Raw genomic sequence first — 19,063 nt, 5'->3', positions numbered from 1 at the left:
GACTTTCGCTGGTGCGACGTGCTGCTAGCGTGAAAGTGAAATATCGAAAGGGGGAAGCTAAGATGGCTCGACGGGGTGGGTTAGAAAAGTTTGTGATGGCGATGGCGAGGGAGGCCGCGCGGCAACAGCGTGTAAGTGCGGCCAATCGCAAGCGCCAAATACGGGAAGCGGAGCGACAAGTTCGCGAAGCTGAGCGCGATGAGCGGGCAAGATTGCGTGATGAAACCCGGTATCAAAAACAGCAGATTGTTTCTCAGCGGGAGACACAGAAGGCCGAAGCGATCCGCAGGTTAGAAGACCGGCAACAGGAAACAGACAAGAAGAACGACGCAATCGCTGATCGGCTGAAAGAGCTGGAAGATATTCTGACAGACACTTTAGCAGTCGATGATACACTGGATTTCGATAGCCTGAGGGTGAGCCAGAACGCGCCGATACTGAAACTGGGGGCTGAGCTGGAGACCTCGGCGCAATCGCCCCAGCTTGAGCACTACCTTGCTGATGTACGGAAGCCGTCCAAAATTGCGTCGCTTATGCCGGGCACGAAGGGCCGCCACAAACGAGCCGTCGAAGAGGCGGAGAATCGTTATGCTGCTGATTTGGATGTTTGGCAGAAAGGCGAGACAAAACGGACAGACATGGTGCGCTCGCTCAGGGGCAAGTATGATGATGAGCTGAATGCTTTCAAATTGAAAGTTTCTCAACGGGATGCTGAAGTTAACTCGTTCCGGAACCTTTATTTTTCCGCGGATCCAGATGCTGTTATCGCCTATAATACGATGGTACTGGAGCGGTCAGCTTATCCCGAAGATTTTCCGAGAGCCTTTTCTATCGGTTATTCTGCGACTTCAAAGCAATTGGTCATTGAATTTGAACTGCCAACCGCTGATGTCGTGCCGCAATCGTCTGAGTTCCGATTCGTGAAGGCTCGCGATATTATCGAAGCAAAGCCTCGAAAAGCCACCGAGACCAAAGCACTTTATCAGGATCTGGTTGCAAGCATTGCGTTGCGAACGTTGCATGAGGTGTTCGAGGCTGATCAAGCGCAGGCGATCGACACATGCTGTTTCAATGGTTTCATTCACACGGTCGACCCAGCGACAGGCCGTGATGTTCAACCTCACTTGATTTCTGTCAGGACAACGAAACCAGTATTCACCGAGATCAATCTGTCACGGGTCGATAAGGCAACGTGCCTCAGAAATCTGGGCGCCGCAGTTTCGCGACATGCCGCCGAGGCGCAGCCGGTTAAACCTATCGTTGAGTTCAACATGATGGATGCGAGGTTTATCGACCAGACGGATCTTGTTTCCGGGTTAGGTTCTGCGCCGAACCTGATGGACCTGACCCCGGGCGAATTTGAGACGCTCGTCGCAAATCTGTTTGGTCAAATGGGACTGGAATCCAAGTTGACGCGTTCGTCAAGGGACGGTGGTGTGGATTGTATCGCCTTTGACAAACGGCCAATTCTGGGCGGGAAGGTCGTTATTCAAGCCAAGCGCTACCGCCATACCGTCGGCGTCTCTGCAGTTAGGGATCTCTACGGCACTATGATGAACGAAGGGGCCAATAAAGGCATTCTTGTCACCACCAGCGGGTACGGGCCTGATGCGTTCAATTTTGCGTCCGACAAGCCGATCGAACTAATCGATGGCGGGGGGCTGCTTTATCTGCTTCAGGAGATTGGGACCGAGGCGCGGATTATCTTTCCACCGTCATGTTAGTAACCGCGCGGAGCGGGGCGAACGCAGCCGAGGTGGGCGATGGGCGAGCCCGCTCATCGACGCTCCAGAACGTGCTGCCTCGGCGCGGTGCGCTGCTCGACAAATTCTGTGAGAACCCCGTATGAAGCACCATTACATCCCGCAGTTTTACCTCAAGCCATGGCAAGGCCCCGATGGGAAGATTGAGGTCTTTTATCGGCGGCCCGATGGCCTTATAGTTAGCAAGCGCATGCATCGTAAAGCCACGGGCTATGCGATAGATTTGTACAAGCTCCCGGGTGTCGCCCCTGCTGAAAAATATATGATGGAAAGCGCGTTTATGGCGCCAATCGACGACGAAGCCGTCCGTGCTCGCGACCTGCTACTGGGCGAGATGGCACCAGCCGGAGGAAGAACTCGCAGCGCTTGGAGCCGGTTTATATTGTCCATGATACTGCGCAGTCCTGAAGAGGTCGCGGCATTTAAAAAGTGCTACACCGATCTCGTGCCGACGCTACGTCCGGAATTTCAAACAACACGCGCTGCAATGAGGCAAGTTTCAAACTGCACGCGTGATGAGGGGTACATCGTACCGTACAATTCGACCCACATAGAGCGGTCAGCAATGTTCGCGATCACTACTTTCATCGAACACCCACCCGCATTAGACCTCTTCCAACGCATGCACTGGATGATTATTGACACCAGATCAGTAAGAAGAAGACTCATGACCTCAGATCGGCCAGTGATACTAACGCAGGGCATGCTGCAATACGCCGGGCATTATGCCCTTCCGATAAGTCCAACGCGGCTATTTCTCGCAGCAACTAATATTGATTTTGCTAAGCAATTCTCCTCTATGCCGCGGAGCAAGATCGTTCGAGTAATCAATACGCTTGTCGTGGGGCAGGCGAGAAAATACGCTTATGCTGTCGATGGTACGCATCTCGCTGAAGTGCGACGCGAAATGGGCAAACAGCCTGCTCCGACTATTCTAGGCCCTATGTTGAAAGCTGCCGAAGCTGCGAAGATTGCGGGCAGGCGGATTTATACTGGTAGCGACGCCTGTTGAAGCGTCTTCTAGCGAAAATCACATTGAACCAAATTGAAGTTGGCGGAGCCAATTCATCAAGCGAACATCTGTAACAGTAGTAGCGATTTGTATGATTTCATGGTGGAGAGGGTTGAGCTCCTGCCCAAACACCAAAAAAACCTGAAACACAAGGGATTCGAATCGTCAAATTGAATTTCTGTATACCAATATTGTGGTTCGCGTTTTTATTAGTTTTAGACGCCAGACGTCAATAATTCAAGATTTCGCTTTTTGTCGATGATGCGAGCGGTCGTCTATGATTCGTGTGGTTATTTTAGATCGAGGCCCAACGTGCTTCGGTGAGTTGCTGAAATACCTTTGACCAATTCTCTCTTTGCGTCCGGCGCAAATATAGACCAAAAGTGCCCGCCAACAGTGCATAAAAGAATTTGATGGATCAACGCTTCCGCTTTGATGACCGCTTGAAGAGCCAACGTGTGCGTTGCTTGATTGAAGCCAATTTGCGCTATTGAAGTATGGCTATTCCATGCTCCAGGGATTTGACCATGGATAACAGCTGAGATTTTTGAGTACCAACTATCTAACTCGCCTATCAGACCAAAAACCTGCTGTTTTGTTGAAAAGTCGGCGGTATGAGTTTTATGATATTCCACGATGTCGGATTTGGAGACGTAGAATTTTTCGACCCGTACGAGAGTCGCAAGTTCCTCTTGGTGGGTTCGAAAATAGCTATAATAGAGGCAGGTTTCAACAGATGTGCGTGCGGCAGCAGCTGCTGATTTATAAGTGCATAGGCCTAAAGAAATCGCGATCTGTTGCATTGCGACTTGCATTTCTCGGAGAAAACACAGTGCCGGATTGCCTTCATCGGCAATCTCTAACTGATTAGACCAAACCGCAATGCGGTGTAGCATCATTTCAACCGTGCTGAGTGTCGTGGCATCGTTGTAGGCAGCATCGATGTTCGCTCCCCAGTTAATTCCTTTGAGGACGTCAACGAGGTTGACCATCAGTCCCGCGTTTCCGTTATGCCACGCAAATAAGGGTCGGGATCGCCAGATGCTTCCAACACGTCTAGTAATTTTTGGAATTGAGACGATGTTGAATGGGCAAGAAAATAATCAAGTATTTGACGAGAAGAGTTATTCGTGCGGCCTGGGGGGAGAAGATCATCGTCGATACTTAGGATGATATTTACAAGTGACGATTTGCTTAATTTCTTTGCCTTGATGATGTTCTCAGCGTGAATGATTTCGTCGCTCAGGCGCGCCCTAGAATCGCTCAGCTGGAAATGCTGGCTTACATTCTCGATCATGTAGGCGAGCTCGTCGGCGAGGCGACCGCGCCTTAGCTCTTCTGCCAGTTGACGCATTTCCTTCGCACTCAATCTGCTGTCGACAACCGTGCCAAACAGCAATCGCAGGAACGCTTTGTAACGGGATGATTCGATCATAGTCCAACTTTCGTACGAAACTCGCGAGCTACAGCGATGAGATTTTGGAACGCTGAAGTGCTGTATGGCTTATTGCTTTTCCAAACAAAGCCTGAACCACCTTCTGGTTCTCCGAAAGCCTTATACCACTTCAGAGTGGCGGACAAACAGAGAGGGGCATACTGAGAATTGGCCCTGATAGAAGACTCCTCTGCCGATACTCCGTTCCTTGCCGTAGAGTTGAATAAAATAAGGGGTTTTGCGCTCTTTGAGCCATTCTTCTTCGCGTCTATGAACGCCATCATCAAACCGATGCCACGCACTGCGTATTTTTGCGGAACAACTGGTATCAAGACGAAATCCGAATTCACCAAAGAGGTTTTAGTAAACAGCGATCCTGCGGGGTGGCAATCTATTAGTATCAAGTCATAAAGCGAACGGCACTCTTCGATAAATTTCTCGAACCGCTCTTCGATGGGTTTCACGTTGGTCGTTGCTTGTCCAAGAGCAACATACATCAGATCGAGTGTCGACGGTATAAGATCAAGTTTACTGTTCTGAAATGTGAATATGTTTGTAGCCAATGAAGATACAGGGGGAGGAGTATGATTACCGGGGACTTGAAGCGTGTACGCGTTTAGCTGTACGCCACTATCCATCAATACTGCCAAAGTTGTCTTACGATCAGCTTCTGCGGCGAAGTATTGCGGTGGCGGAATATACGCCTGAGATAAGTTGAATTGCGGATCATAATCTATAGCCAGCACTTTGAGTGCTGGTTTACCCCCGACAAGGAATGAAGAAAGTATCCCTGCTAGATTGACCGTCACAGTGGTTTTCCCAACCCCACCCTTCATGTTCATCACTGTGACAACTACAGACATATTTCCTCCGGTTGGCCAATCTAGCAGCCAGTAAACAAATCTTCGGCTGGTTGAGTTTCCTTACGACACAACCAATTAATATCTTCTTGCAGGCTGCTAACTGGCCTGTAGAAGCTCAGGGAGACGTAACGCCGAGGATGTTCCATGGTGGTTGGATCATGGATATGAGGCCAGCTTCCAGTCCGGCCGCCGTGTTAACTGGAGGCCCTTTCCATTCGCCTGCTGACGGCACGGCGACCAGCACCTTGACCCGCTTCCCTGCCGAAATGGCTTCCTGTCTCAGAGCCTTTACACGGGCATTCGTCCTCTGGCGCTCGTAGCCTCGCCGATATCCATCGAGACGAGAGCGCAGACCGCGCTGGGTCAAGCCGACGTACTTGACTACATCGTCTACAACGAAAGAGTACACACCAGCGTCAACGGGTGCCTTGGCGTCGATTTGAAAATCTTCGTTCTCGCCCCGCCACTCGCCGAGGAAATGGAAGCCTGCACGCAGAAGCACTTCCCACGACGTCGCGGCGGAACTATTCGTCTCGTCGTCGGCTGTCACCTCGACCACAACACGCTCGCGTTCGAGGCTGACCTCTTCCTGCCGGCGGATGCCTTCGGTTATCCCGGCGCCGATAAGGACCTTGCGGACATGCTGGTATCGTATACCGAGAAAGGATGCGATCTCAGTCCTCAGATATCCGGCGCGGGTCAATGCCGGATCATGTCTGACTTCGTTTGGAGGCCTGTGGTCACTTCGCCAAATGTTGGTCTCGCCATCGCGGTTTACTCGTCAGTTCGGAATCCCATTCCGACAGTTGGAAGATGAAATTAACATCACGTTGCGACGCAACACTTGACGCGAATCGAATTAAGAACACGAAGATGCGATGCCCATGGAGGCTTTGCCGCAGTCGTCGCGCCAGCTAGTTTGCTGGGGATTGAGGCCGTCGAGAGATAGGTACAGAGCGTTCAGCAGAAGCGGATCCAGTTCGCAGAACCGCTCATCATTCTTTCGAGAGGGGCGAGGACTATCCGCTTCAACCAAGTGTGTTACGACATCGTTCAGTTAGCTTGGGGCCCCATCTCGGTCATCGAAGGGAGACGCCCGACATCTTCATTGTCTAAAACACTCGTCAGAACGAATGTCAGATAGTCACCCTTCACGGCAATGGCGGGATGAATAGATAACTCAGGTCCGGTGGCAGGTTGAATGCAGCGGAAATTATTTCCGCTATCTGAGCATTAGCTTTCGGAGATTTAGATTAGTGCAACTCAGTTTGCCTGCTTCCGTGACCTGTGGCATGTTCCTTTCGAGGGTATTGCGAAGCATCTGGGTGGGCATTGTCGGCGAATTTCGATCATTTACAGGAGCTCAGCGTTGAGCTGCATCGTCTCGGTGTGCTTGCAGAACGGTTCTTTACCGAAGATGCCAACACCTCCCTGATCAAGAGTCGCCAGTTCGGCGAGTATATGGTCAAGGAGATCGCCGCTCTTTCCGGCGTTTACGATTCTGCTGCTCGAGAGACAACAAACGATCTCCTTCGACGTCTTCAAACGCAGCAGGTCTTGCCACGTGAGGTCTCCGACATTTTCCATGCCGTGCGGAGAAGCGGCAATAAGGCGGCCCACAGTCTGTCGGGCTCGTCCGCGGAGGCGTTAGCGGCGCTGAAGTTTTGTCGAGCGCTCGGTGTCTGGTACCGACGCACCTACGGGCGCGATCCGAACTTCAATCCCGGTCCGTTCGTGCCGCCTAGGGCCACAGCAGACGTCGACCAAGCGACGCAAGCAGAGCTCGCAGCTCTTCGGACCCAAGTCCGGGAAGCCGAGGAAAAGCTGGCCGCTGCTCATGCTTCGTCTGAGGAACTCGCCAAGGCGCGTGCCGCTGCCGAAGAGCTAGCTCGGCAGGCGGCGGCCGATAGTGAAGTATTGGAACGGGCTGCGGTTCAGATGGAGGCCAATCAGGTCGCGCTCTCCCGCAAGCTTGCCGAACTGCAGAAGGTGGCGGAGGCTCAGCCCGATCAAATTCAGTTTGAGCTCAAACAGGCAGGTCTTCAGGCGGCGGCTCGCCTGGAACTGGATGAGCGCCAGACACGTCGTCTGATTGACGTTCAGCTTGTCAATGCCGGCTGGGAGGCGGATAGCGATAACCTGACCTATCAAAAAGGCGCGCGTCCGCAGGAGGGACGTAATCTCGCGATCGCCGAATGGCCGTCGGATGGTGGTCGGGCAGACTATGTACTGTTCGTCAGCTTAACCTGCGTCGGCGTCCTTGAGGCCAAACGTGAGAGCGTCGACGTTCCCTCCACCCTCCATCAGGCTGAGCGTTACGCTCGGACCATCGTGCTTTCCCCGGAAGAGATCCATCCGGATGGCCCTTGGAAACGCGGTCTGAACGAGCCCTTCCGCGTGCCATTCGTCTTCGCGACGAACGGTCGACCCTATGTTCGCCAGTGGCTGACAAAATCCGGCATTTGGTACTGTGATGTACGGCGGGAGACCAACCACCCCGTCCCGATGACAAGCTGGTTCTCGCCGAAGGATCTTCTCGACAAGCTGACCACCGATGTCGATACCGCAGCTCAGGGGCTGGCCGAAGAAAGCTTCGGCAAAGGCCGGATGCGCCCGTACCAGGAAGAGGCGATCTCAGCGATTGAAGACGCCGTAGTTGCCGGCCAACGCGACATCCTCGTTTCCATGGCGACCGGCACGGGCAAGACGCGCACGGCGATCGCGTTGATGTATCGCCTGTTGAAGCACAAGCGCTTCCGCCGCATCCTCTTCCTCGTGGACCGAAAGGCGCTCGGCCGACAGACAAGCGACGCGCTCGAAACCACCGAGATCGAGGGCATGCTGAACTTCGCCCAGATATACAAGGTTGCCGGGCTGGAGCAAAAGCTGCCGGAGGATGAGGATCAGGTGCAGGTCGCGACCGTACAGTCGCTGATTTCCCGCATCTTGAACGAAGCTGACCCGACAAAGCGTCCGACGCCTGGCACCTTTGACTGCATCATCGTGGACGAAGCCCATCGCGGCTATACGCTGGATGCTGAGCTGCGCGAAAGTGATATCGGCTTTCGAAACATCGACGACTACCAGTCGGCCTACCGCCAGATCCTTGATTACTTCGATGCGGTTAAGGTGGCGCTTACGGCGACACCCGCGCTGCACACCCGTGAGATCTTCGGCCATCCAGTCTTCCATTATGGCTACCGCCAGGCTGTCGTCGAAGGCTATCTCAACGACCACCTGCCACCGAGGCGCATTACCACCGCCCTGTCGGAAGCCGGTATCCATTTCAAGGGTGGCGAGGAAGTCGAGATCATCGACCGCAAGACCGGTCAGATCGATCTCTTCGAACTGCCCGACGAGGTTTCGCTGGATTATGATCTTGCCGAGTTCAACAGGCGCGTCTATTCGGAGGCTTTCAATCGCATCGTCTGCCGGGCGATCGCCACCGAAATCCCGCCATCCAAGGCTGGAAAGACGCTGATCTTTGCCGCGCGCGATGCCCACGCGGACGACATCGTGCGGTTGCTGGCCGAGGAACTTCGGGAAGAATACGGCGCAGACGCCGTGCCGCATGGCATGGTAGCCAAAATCACCGGTACGGTCGACAAGGCAGATGATCTGATCCTGAAGTTCAAGAACGACCCCTATCCGAAATACGTGGTCACGGTCGATCTGCTGACCACCGGCGTGGACGTGCCATCCATCTGCAATCTCGTTTTCGTCCGTAGGGTCAAGAGCCGCATCCTTTACGACCAGATGATAGGCCGTGCCACGCGACTCTGCCCCGATATTAGAAAAGAGCATTTCCGTATCTTCGATGCCGTCGATCTCTATGCCGAATTACAAGAAATGAGCGATATGCGACCCGTCGTCGTCAAGCCGGATATTGCGCTTGGTCAACTTGTGGCAGACTTTCAGAAGGCGGAAACCGAAGAAGACAAACAATGGGTTGCCGGCCAGGTCATCGTGCGCATGCGCAGCCTGGTGAAGCGCATGGATGAAGACACCCGAGAAAGCTTCGAGCGACAGACCGGCGAAAGCCCTGACGCAGCCTTGCAACGGCTCTCCACTCGTTCCGGTAGCGAGCTTCAGACGTGGTTGGCGGCCCATCCTCGGGCTGTCGAACTGCTGGAGCGCCGCCCGCTCATCACGACGAAGAGTGATGGCGTAGCGATCTCCACCCATGAGGACGAACTGCTGCGCATCGAAGAAATCTTCGGCAAGAACACGACGCCGGAGGATTACATCACCGGCTTCGAACGCTTCGTACGCGAAAACATGAACCAGGTCCCGGCGCTGATTGCCGTCACCCAGCGCCCGCGTGATCTCACCCGCAAGGAGCTTTCCGAACTCGCAGGCCTGCTCGACGAGAAGAACTATTCGGAAGCCATGCTGCGCGCTGCCTATGGCCGCGCTCGCAATGCCGATATCGCCGCCCATATCATCGGCTTCGTCCGCCAGGCAGCTTTGGGCGACCCGCTCATCCCTTACGCCACCCGCGTCGATAATGCGATCGTCAAGATTGAGGCTTCTCGATCTTGGACCCAAAAGCAGAAGGAATGGCTGCGCCGCATTGGGCGTGCCTTGAAGGACAAGCCTGTCGCAGATCCGACGCTGCTCGACCAGGGCGCTTTTGCCGACAAGGGGGGCTTCAAGCGCATCGCGCAGGAGTTTGATGGAGAACTCGATGAAGTCCTGCACGCCTTCAACGAGGCGATCTGGGCGCCGCCCGCCGCCTGATCCTCAGACTGGCGTTGACCCGAGCCGCTCGCTCGCTAAAACCGCAATAACGATCCCCGATCCGAAAAGAATCATGCCATGAATGCCAATGCCATCGTCCAGAAACTCTGGCGCCTTTGCACGGTCCTGCGCAAGGACGGTATCACCTATCAGCAATATGTCACCGAGCTGACCTATCTGCTGTTCCTGAAGATGATGGCCGAGCGCAACCGCGAGACAGGCAGCCTGCCCAAGGGCATGCGCTGGGCGGATCTGGTCTCGGCGAACGGTCTGGCGAAGCTCGAACATTACCGCAAGGTTCTCGTCACCCTCGGCGCCTCGAGCACCCGGCTGGGACAGGACGATGCCCTCGTGCTTTCGCCCGGCGACGGCGCCAGCTCGGAAGAGCGCAAGCGTTATGGCGATGCCCGCCCTCTGCCGGAAATGGTCCAGAAGATCTTCGACAACGCCTCCACCTTCCTGCGCGAGCCGCAGAACCTGACAACGCTGGTTACCGCTATCGACGAGCTAGACTGGTTCTCCGAGGAGCGCGATCAGTTCGGCGATCTCTATGAAGGCCTGCTGCAGAAGAACGCGGAAGAAACCAAGCGCGGCGCCGGGCAGTATTTCACACCCCGCGTGCTGATCGAACTTCTTGTCCGCTTGATGCAGCCACAGCCCGGCGAAGTCATTCAGGATCCCGCCGCTGGTACCGGCGGCTTTCTGATTGCCGCCGATCGCTACATGAAGGCGCGCACCGATGATTATCTCGATCTCGGCGAGAAGGAGCAGGAGTTCCAGAAGCGCCGCGCCATTCACGGCATGGAAAACGTGCCCGGCACGCTGCGCCTGCTGCTGATGAACCTCTATCTGCACGACATCGACGGCGATCATGTCGATCTCGGCGATACGCTCTCAGACAAGGGCAAGGGTCTTGGCCGCGCCAACCTCATCCTCACCAACCCGCCCTTCGGCCCGGCAGGCGGCGCGCCAACCCGCGATGACCTCTCCGTCACCGCAAACGTCTCCTCCTACCAGCTTCCCTTTGTCGAACACTGCATCCGCGCACTGCAGCCCGGTGGCCGCGCAGCGATCGTCGTGCCGGATAATGTGCTGTTTGAAGACGGGCGCGGGCGCGAATTGCGCCGGATGATGATGGACTGGTGCGAGTTGCACACCATCCTGCGCCTGCCGACCGGCATCTTTTACGCGCAAGGAGTGAAGACCAATGTGATCTTCCTGACGCGGGCCAAGACCGAGAGCGGCAACACCAAATCCGTATGGATCTATGACCTGCGCGCCCAGATGCCGAAATTCGGCAAGACCACGCCGCTGACGCAAGCCCATTTCGAAGGCTTCGAACATGCCTTCGGCAAACACCCTTACGGCAAGGAGCGCGGCCCGGATGAAGGCGAAGCCGGCCGCTGGCGCATGTTCACCCGCGAGGCTATAGCCGCCCGTGGCGACAACCTCGATATCGCCTGGCTGCGAGAGGCCGAGGGAGAGGCGGAAGAAGGTCTCATCGAACCCGACGACATCGCCGCCGCCATTTTGGGCCATCTTCAGGCCGCGACGCTGGAGATCGAGGCGCTGATGGCGGAGCTGGGCGAGGAGATTTTGCCGGAGGCGGCGGAATGAGCGGGCTGCCGAAGGGGTGGGTTGAGGCTGAGGTGCGGGAAGTAGTTCAGCCCACGGAAAACTGCGATCCAACTAAGGAGATTGACCTCGCGTTTCGATACGTCGACATCGGCTCGATTAACAACAAGACCTTTTCAATTGAAAACCCTAAGACGACTCTTGGCCGTGACGCGCCGTCTAGGGCAAAGAGGAGAATTCGTAGCGGAGACGTCTTGTTCTCGACCGTTAGGACTTATCTGAAAAACATCGCTTTGGTCCCCGATGAGCTGGACGGCGAAATCACTTCGACCGGCATTGCGGTACTGCGCCCGTCGCACGCAGTTCTGTCGGATTTTCTGTTCCCCCTTGTTCGATCAGAAGGGTTTATACGTCCACTTAGTCTGAAGCAGGACGGGACCCTCTATCCGGCCATTACAGACAGCGATCTACTCAACCACAGGATTCCAATCCCGCCCCTGGCAGAGCAAAAGCGCATCGTGGCCAAGCTGAATGCGCTGAATGCGAAATCCGCTCACGCCCGCACCCAACTCGCCCGCATCGAAACCCTCGTCTCACGCTACAAACAGGCCGTGCTCAGCAAGGCCTTCAGCGGGCAGTTGGGTCGCAAGGAGTTGAATGAACTTGTTGTGCGCATTAAAGCAGGCAAGAACTTGCGTTGCGAAGAAAGACCGCCGCGTTCGGATGAAAAAGGAGTCGTGAAGGTAAGCGCGGTAACCTGGGGTGAATTTCGTCCAGACCAGTCAAAGACGCTTCCGTCGGACTTCGAACCCGAAGAGGACACGCGCATAAGGTCGTGCGATTTTCTGTTTTCCCGTGCGAACACGATCGAATTGGTGGGTGCCGTTGTCATCGTAGGGGATACTCCGGACAACTTATACCTAAGCGATAAAATCCTCAGACTCGAGTTCCGCGAGCCGATAGACAAGTGGCTCCTGTGGTACTTGCGATCACCGATGGGGCGTGAGGCTCTTATGAACATTTCGTCTGGTAATCAGCTATCCATGCGAAACATAGGGCAGAAAAGTCTCCTTTCACTTTTCATCCCATATGCGGACTTTGAATTGCGAGACGAAATTGTCCGCCGCATCGAATCCGCTTTCGCGAAAATCGACCGGCTGGCGAAAGAGGCAAAGCGCGCGCTGGAGTTGGTGGACCGGCTGGACGAGGCAATCTTTGCTAAAGCCTTCCGCGGCGAACTGGTCCCTCAGGACGAAAACGACGAACCCGCCGAACACCTGCTCGCCCGCATCCACGCCAAGCGCGAGGCAGAGCCGAAGGGCAAACGCAGGCGGGGTGCTAAGGCATGAAGGTTTATGAGAGCGCTTTGACTGAGGCCAATCTCAAGTCGGGCCATATCTACATCACATCGTTTCGGGACCAACTCCCGCCGGACGTCTTCGGAGGCTCCACACGGAATTCTCCTCCTGCGAACCGGATTTCACTCGAGTACGAGGATCTTCGGATCGACACATATGTCCCGACAACTGAGGACGGCGCGCCTCGTAATTTTTTTCAGAATCGCTCCTTCGTTCGTACCTTCTTCGAAGATACCGGAGCTAACCTTGGCGATGTGGTGGTTTTCCAGCAGTTGTCGCCATACCAGTTCAGACTGTCGCTCCGCAAAGCTGCAACAGTGGGAGGATCAGCACCCCCACCGGTCGTCGCTAGCGAGCGGAGCCTCGCAACGCGATCCGTTTCTTCGAACTCCATTCATAACACTTCGCGCGTGTTCATCGCCAATTTTGGTCGCGGCAACTGGGCATGGCCATCCTGTCTTGAAAGAGGCGCCGTTGCCACGATGATGAACGTTGAGGCGTTCGAATTCTGGAAAAGCGGAAACCGTGAAGGGTTTATCGAGCACTCTCTTAAAGGGCTAACGGCTGCTGGTGCAACTCCGACAAGGTCTGTTGCATCGCGCTGGTATAATCTCATGTCGGCCATTGCCGAAACAGAGGGTGACATTTGGATCCACCGCGAAAAGGACCAGCTATGGTGGACAAAGTCACTCGCAGAAGCGCCCATCTTTGAACGACAGTTTGAGCCGCTGCCAGACAGACGCGATGTGATCGTCTGCTTCAAGGCATGCGAGCCATGGCGGAATGTTACATTCCAAGGGCATCAACTTTTATGGAGGGGCCTCCACCCGAAGGGGCGTGAGTTTCTCTTCACCGAGGGCACGCTTCAACAGTTGAGCAGTGAAAATGCTGAATATGCGATGGCATTGGTGCAAGATCTGGAGCTAGAGCATTGGCACCAAAAAGCTGCTTGGCGACAGAAAATCGCGGAAAGCAAGTCGCAGGCGGAGCCACTTAGTGCGTTGTCCGCTCTTGATAAATCCGTTTTGTCGATGGTCCAGACGGCGAAGTACACGACGTCAGTCTCTAACGGACAAATGGCCATCAAGTTTGTGAAGAACAAGGATCTTCTGCTTTCAGATGGCGATCTCGAGCGGCTTATTCGAGAACTTATTGAAATGCAGGACCAACTATGCGCGCTTTCCGGGTTGCCACTACAATTTCTCGGTATGGAAACCGACAAACAGATGCTGGCGTCATTGGACCGCATAGACAGCAATGGGCAATACGCGAAGGGCAATTTGCAGGTGGTCTGCCGCTTTATCAACAAGTGGAAAAGTGACATGCCCAACCCCGAGTTTCGGCGACTCATGGACTGTGTCCAAGACGTTGAGCGACTGTGAGGCCATCATGCCAATACCCGATTACCAGACCCTCATGCTTCCTGTCCTCCGTATGGCTGCTGCCGGTGAAACCCGCGTGGCCGACGTTGCAGAGCGCATAGGCGATGAACTTGGCTTGACCCAGGAAGAGCGCGATGAGCTTCTGCCGAGCGGGCGGCAGCGCCTGCTGCACAACCGCATCCACTGGGCAAAGTTCTATATGAGCAAGGCCGGGCTGGTTGCCTCGCCCGCACGCGGTCGTTTTGTTGCAACTGACAAGGGCAAGGCGCTGCTGGCGATGTCTCCGGAACGTATCGATGTGGCTCTGCTGATGCATGAGCCTGAGTTCCGAGAATTCTACAGAAGCGAAGGCGCGGCAGCAGAAGAGGATTGCATTCCTGCCAAGCCCGTCCAAGACATCTCTGCCCGGACGACACCGGAAGAGCAGATCGATGTGGCTTATGCGTCCATGCAGGCTGCCTTGCGCGATGAGTTGCTTCAGCGCATCCTCGCCAACAGTCCTGCCTTCTTTGAGCAGCTTATCGTCGACCTCCTAGTTGCCATGGGCTATGGCGGCAGCCACAAGGATGCCGCAGCGCAGCTCGGCCGCTCCGGTGACGGCGGTGTCGATGGCATAGTGAACGAAGATCGCCTCGGCCTCGACCGCATCTATGTCCAGGCCAAGCGCTACGCCCCCGGCAATGCCGTTGGGCGCCCGGATGTCAACGGCTTCGTCGGAGGCCTCGTCGGCCTCGGTGCCACCAAGGGTGTCTTCGTCACCACCTCCACATTCAGCCAACCAGCTCGGGACTACGTCAGGCATCTGGCCCAGCGCATCATCCTCATCGACGGGCAGGAATTGGCCGACCTGATGATCGAACACGGCGTCGGCGTCCGCAGCTACCGGACTGTCGAATTCAAGCGGCTGGATGAAGATTTCTTCGGCGAAGATTGAGGATCGGCCTCTTTGGCGGAAATAATTTCCGCCTCGTCATCCCTTGAAGACCGTCTCACGGTGGTATTGCAAAAACTGCGAGTGCGGCCGGTCGTCAGGGCGTGATGGGACGAGGAGACGTCGCTCCGGATTGATGAGCCGCGTGATGGTATCAGGAACGCCGCCGCTTGCGATCAACAGGCTGTACTCGTCGTCAACCGAAACCAGGCCGCGATCGAACATCCAGTGTACGGTGCCAGAGAGTGCAAGGCCGTTGCGAACGCTGTCCGGACCGCCATGGGCCACCGGGCGGATGTGGGCGGCTTGCACCTCCGATCGTCCGCCGCCGTCGAAAAGCTTGAGGCCGGTCACAGCGCATGTGTCGTGGTAGGCCGTCTTTATGGCTGCGGAGAATGCTCTGTCCCGGAAGGGGCGCTGCACCACTTGCGACACGATGCGCCGATCGATGCTGTCGATCTCAAAAGGCATCTGCGGGTTATCGCCAAATCCTACACGCGCCTCTTCGACAGGATCCGGCGTTGGGCGCTCTCGATCACGATTTCCGAGGATATGAGCAAAGCCGGCAGCAAGCATCGTGTCGTATTCAGCGTCAGGAATATTCCGTACGGCGCGGCCGAATGCACCTTTGTTAGTTGAGCAGTCCTCTTTGCGAAGGCCGCCTTTGCAGCAAGCTTACGATTTGGGCGCCGCGCTGGAGAACACGTCGGAACTCGTCGAGCCGGGGACGGTCGAAAAATGGGTTTCACAGCGATGCGATATCTCATCGAAGACGGCCCGAAGCTATAGTGCTGTTGCTTGAAACCTCGAGGCTTATCGTCAGCGAGCGGTCGAACTTGCGACCAGCCCGACCGTGCTTTTTCACCTGGCGTCCGCGTCAGAGGAAAAGGTCGAGGCTGCCCTTGCTCATGCCGCAGGGGACGGCGGCATTGGTCAGCAAAGTGAGCGATACTAATGGTTGTCAATCAGGCCTTTAAGATTTGCACCAAGGCCAATCAAGTCAGCGAGGCGGGAAGATGTCTTAGAGATGATCGTGAGCGCCTTCTGCTGCCTAGCGTAGATGGCAATATTCTGATGCAGCCGGCCCCGGAACTCGATTGCGTCCTTGGATCCCTTTTCCTGCTCCTCAACCGCCATCGTGGCGATATGTCTGATCATTTCGGTTCGTTTGTCTTCCGTCTTCTGACCAAGAGCGACGTAGAAATATTCCTTGTCGGGATCGAACTCGAAAACGAGTGCAGGGAGATGGTTCTCTCTAACTTGATACTCCCGCGCAAGTTGCCGGTTCAACTGATAGCCGAATGCATCAGCGTCTATCCAAGAGTCCACTCTGTAGCCCTCACTGCACGGAATGAGCATATGCCATGCATCGGCAACGTGAGCGTCGAAGGCGCGCTTCATACGAAGGACGAGTTCGATGTTTTCTACTGAATATCCATGGTCAACATACACCGATACCAGAGACCGGTCTTCTTTAAGTTCTTCGAGGTCAGCCTTGGATCTTATAACGCGCATTTCTATCCTCCTTGTTTAGCGAGCAAGTATCCGACGGACCTATCACCACCCGCTTAATGGAATCTGTCGGCGGTGATCTCCAATTCACTTGCATTTCAAGGGACCGGCGCGGGAAAACCTTACAGGAGACCCAGAATATAGCTTTTTTACAGGAAGCAGCCGAGCGACGGGCATCACGCCGGAACTGGCGAAACGACATTTGCGCATCGATCACGGCGACGGAGACGCTTTGATCATGCTCTACATCTAAGCAGCCGAACAATATGTCGCGAACTACATTGGCAGAACGCTTGTCGGCCTCCATCGTTTTCCGGCTGAGCTGAAGTTGGCAATCCTTCGCCTCGTATTCTTCTGTTATGAGTGCCGGAACATCGCCACGTTCGTTTTGTCCTGACAGATCACGCCACAAGTGGTTGCCGTGACGCTGGATAACTACCGTGAAAAGTGGTTCTACGATCGCGAATGATGGTCTCGACAAGCTCATGGCGGCAATGGATCGCGTTAAGAACCCGCGCGCAAGAGCATCTACACGGTGCTGGTGTCATCGGCGGGAGGACATGCCTCGATGCAGCAGCACCTTGCGCCCGACGATTCGGCGAACAATGCGTCCGATTTGAAAACTTGGCCGTAACCGGGCTCGGCCAGATGACACCGCCGCCGTATAGCCGGCCAGGCGGTTACCGTGTGGCAGGTGAGAAGGAGGTGATCGTGGCCGCTGGAAATGCAGACGTTCGCTATCCGCATCCTGTCAAATACGGGACAGCAAGACCGAAACGCAGCCGTTTTTCTGGCCGTCCGTTCGGCTTCTCCGCAAACGACTTCAGCAACGCATTGACCATATCGAGCCGTTCAACGCCCGAGCTCTAACCCTTTCCGCAGCGACTGCTCGAGCTGATACGTCCTTCTCTGCTCAGCCGTATGTGCCCGCTCAACCAGCCGCGCGACATTCCTGATGCGATCGACGTTCTGAAGCTGATCCTTGCCCAGCCGCATAACCATCTTCTCCAGCTCTCGCCTGTTGCTCGTCCCGAATCGTTTATCGAGCGCGTTAGCGATCGCGGCTGACTCGGCGAGCGCCTGTCGACCCTCCGGCGTCTCCATCATCCGCTCAAGGAACTGCGGCTTCTGGCCGCTGTCGAGCTGGTCGAACGCTTTCAGCATCTCCTCGCTCTTGGGTGTGAGAGCCGGCACCTCGACGATGTCGCGCTTCTCGCGCTGCCATTCTTCCGACCGGCGCGCTTCGTCCAAACGTCGCTCCCAGGTTTCTGCCGCATACCCGACATGGCTGGAGAGGCCTTGTGCTCTACTCAGTGCCTGCTTGCGCTCTGCATTGTCGCCGAACAGGCCGGTCTTGCCACGCAAGCCCCCAAACTGCTCCGGCCGCTCTCTGACCGCTGTGACCAGTTCGCCTTTGTCTATTTTGTCATCCAGGATGAGGCCCTTGAAGGTGAGAGCAACGGTAAAGGGATCCTGATAGACCGAGCCTGCCATCAATTGCAGATGCGGGATCTCACTCTCCAGATGCGGCATGGCATTGTGCCAGGCGACCTCGTCGATGGTTTGGTCGTAATGCGTGATCGCTGGTGCGAGCGGGGCAGGGGTGTCGTTGTTCTGTGAGAGCGTTTGTTCGAGCGGTTGCGGTTGCTCGACCGCACGTTCCTGCTGAAGGACCTTCGCTCCGATTGTGGCAACCTCAAGCTCGCTCGTCCCGCTTGCTCTCGCCTGCAATCCGCGCCGTTCAGCAAACACCTGCTTATAGTCGAGCGTGGTTTCCTTGACGCCGGAGCGCCCCATGCTGGCGACCATCTCCTTCATGTCCTTCAGCTCATCGCGGCCAGTATACAGCGTCACATCCTTATGATGACGCGTCATGGCGACATAGGTCAGATGCCGGTCCATGGTGGAGGATGCCATGACGAAAGCGCGGTCGACGGTGGCGCCCTGGGCTTTGTGGATGGTGGTGGCATAGCCATGATCAAAGGATTGGTAATCTTTGACGGGTAGAGCGAGATGGCGGACGTTGTTTGGTCCGCCCGAAGATCCGTCGAGCCGCAGATGTAGTGCGTTCGGCTCGACGGCTTCCACTGTTCCCAGCATGCCATTCTTCACATCGAGATCGCGATTGTTTTCCAGAAGGACGATGCGGTCGCCAGGCGCGAAGGCACGCTTGCCGTTGACGGTCTGATAGATGATCTCACGGTTTCCTTGGGCCTCTCCGTATCCTTGTTGACTGCCAGCTTGACCATCGCCTTTCGCCAGCAATCCTTCAGCCTGCAGCGCATCTCGAATGCCGTCATTGATAGCACGAACATCCACCCGGCGATGGGCTAATGCAATGCGGGAGCCTTCCGGGTTCTGCGCCCGATCGGCAAGATAATCCCGGATCAGATCGGCACAGGCCTGCTCTCGATCATTGGCAAAGCGAATGCTGTTTCGCTCCGCATACTGCTGCAATCCGTCCGCCGTGCGATGCGTGGCAAAGGCGACGG

At 55.7% G+C, this 19,063-nt stretch carries 15 protein-coding genes; 7 read left to right on the top strand and 8 right to left on the bottom strand.

Features of this window, described 5'->3' with window-relative positions:
• Positions 1–62 precede the first annotated feature (62 nt).
• Both ACTJK5_RS12620 and ACTJK5_RS12615 read left to right on the top strand, forming a co-directional pair.
• A complete protein-coding gene (locus tag ACTJK5_RS12620) occupies positions 63–1,724 on the top strand; it encodes a restriction endonuclease (protein ID WP_440612625.1) in 1,662 nt (553 codons plus the stop codon).
• Between the two features lie 121 nt (positions 1,725–1,845).
• A complete protein-coding gene (locus tag ACTJK5_RS12615) occupies positions 1,846–2,775 on the top strand; it encodes a DUF4238 domain-containing protein (protein ID WP_440612624.1) in 930 nt (309 codons plus the stop codon).
• A gap of 290 nt (positions 2,776–3,065) precedes the next feature.
• On the opposite strand, the gene ACTJK5_RS12610 is transcribed toward ACTJK5_RS12615, so the two are convergent.
• From ACTJK5_RS12610 to ACTJK5_RS12595, 4 genes are all read right to left on the bottom strand, one after another.
• The gene (locus tag ACTJK5_RS12610) at positions 3,066–3,767 is read right to left on the bottom strand and encodes a hypothetical protein (protein ID WP_440612623.1); all 702 of its coding nucleotides are present in this window, start codon (positions 3,765–3,767) and stop codon (positions 3,066–3,068) included.
• A complete protein-coding gene (locus ACTJK5_RS12605) occupies positions 3,767–4,210 on the bottom strand; it encodes a hypothetical protein (protein WP_440612622.1) in 444 nt (147 codons plus the stop codon). Before ACTJK5_RS12605 ends, ACTJK5_RS12610 begins: the two co-directional genes overlap by 1 nt.
• A complete protein-coding gene (locus ACTJK5_RS12600) occupies positions 4,207–5,073 on the bottom strand; it encodes a ParA family protein (protein WP_440612621.1) in 867 nt (288 codons plus the stop codon). The genes ACTJK5_RS12605 and ACTJK5_RS12600 overlap by 4 nt, the downstream gene beginning before the upstream one ends.
• A 115-nt stretch (positions 5,074–5,188) precedes the next feature.
• On the bottom strand, positions 5,189–5,776 hold the full coding sequence (locus ACTJK5_RS12595) for a GIY-YIG nuclease family protein (protein WP_440612620.1): 588 nt from the start codon (positions 5,774–5,776) through the stop codon (positions 5,189–5,191).
• 629 nt (positions 5,777–6,405) lie between these two features.
• On the opposite strand from ACTJK5_RS12595, the gene hsdR reads away from it, so the two are divergent.
• The 5 genes from hsdR to ACTJK5_RS12570 all read left to right on the top strand — a co-directional run bounded on the left by hsdR (position 6,406) and on the right by ACTJK5_RS12570 (position 15,062).
• Entirely contained in the window at positions 6,406–9,813 is a 3,408-nt protein-coding gene (gene hsdR / locus ACTJK5_RS12590) for a type I restriction-modification system endonuclease (protein ID WP_440612619.1), read from the top strand.
• Between the two features lie 78 nt (positions 9,814–9,891).
• Complete coding sequence (locus ACTJK5_RS12585) at positions 9,892–11,430, top strand: N-6 DNA methylase (protein ID WP_440612618.1); 1,539 nt, start codon at positions 9,892–9,894, stop codon at positions 11,428–11,430.
• Positions 11,427–12,737: a restriction endonuclease subunit S gene (locus ACTJK5_RS12580; RefSeq protein ID WP_440612617.1), complete on the top strand. Its 1,311-nt coding sequence runs from the start codon at positions 11,427–11,429 to the stop codon at positions 12,735–12,737. The genes ACTJK5_RS12585 and ACTJK5_RS12580 overlap by 4 nt, the downstream gene beginning before the upstream one ends.
• Positions 12,734–14,128 (top strand): hypothetical protein, encoded by a 1,395-nt coding sequence (locus tag ACTJK5_RS12575; protein ID WP_440612616.1) that lies wholly within the window; start codon positions 12,734–12,736, stop codon positions 14,126–14,128. Before ACTJK5_RS12580 ends, ACTJK5_RS12575 begins: the two co-directional genes overlap by 4 nt.
• Positions 14,129–14,135: 7 nt before the next feature.
• Positions 14,136–15,062, top strand: a complete 927-nt coding sequence (locus ACTJK5_RS12570) for a restriction endonuclease (RefSeq protein ID WP_440612615.1) — start codon at positions 14,136–14,138, stop codon at positions 15,060–15,062.
• 36 nt (positions 15,063–15,098) lie between these two features.
• On the opposite strand, the gene ACTJK5_RS12565 is transcribed toward ACTJK5_RS12570, so the two are convergent.
• From ACTJK5_RS12565 to ACTJK5_RS12550, 4 genes are all read right to left on the bottom strand, one after another.
• Positions 15,099–15,635 carry an HNH endonuclease gene (locus ACTJK5_RS12565; RefSeq protein WP_440612614.1) on the bottom strand — a complete coding sequence of 179 codons (537 nt, stop codon included), beginning with the start codon at positions 15,633–15,635 and terminating at the stop codon, positions 15,099–15,101.
• A 375-nt stretch (positions 15,636–16,010) separates the two neighbouring features.
• A complete protein-coding gene (locus ACTJK5_RS12560) occupies positions 16,011–16,574 on the bottom strand; it encodes a hypothetical protein (RefSeq protein ID WP_440612613.1) in 564 nt (187 codons plus the stop codon).
• Positions 16,549–17,058: a hypothetical protein gene (locus ACTJK5_RS12555; protein WP_440612612.1), complete on the bottom strand. Its 510-nt coding sequence runs from the start codon at positions 17,056–17,058 to the stop codon at positions 16,549–16,551. Before ACTJK5_RS12555 ends, ACTJK5_RS12560 begins: the two co-directional genes overlap by 26 nt.
• A gap of 365 nt (positions 17,059–17,423) precedes the next feature.
• A partial coding sequence (locus tag ACTJK5_RS12550) for an ATP-binding domain-containing protein (RefSeq protein ID WP_440612611.1) occupies positions 17,424–19,063 on the bottom strand: 1,640 nt, incomplete at its 5' end.

This window comes from Agrobacterium sp. 22094 (assembly GCF_052046015.1).
GTDB classification, from domain to species: domain Bacteria; phylum Pseudomonadota; class Alphaproteobacteria; order Rhizobiales; family Rhizobiaceae; genus Agrobacterium; species Agrobacterium cavarae.
This window is presented reverse-complemented; position numbering and strand designations above follow the sequence as displayed.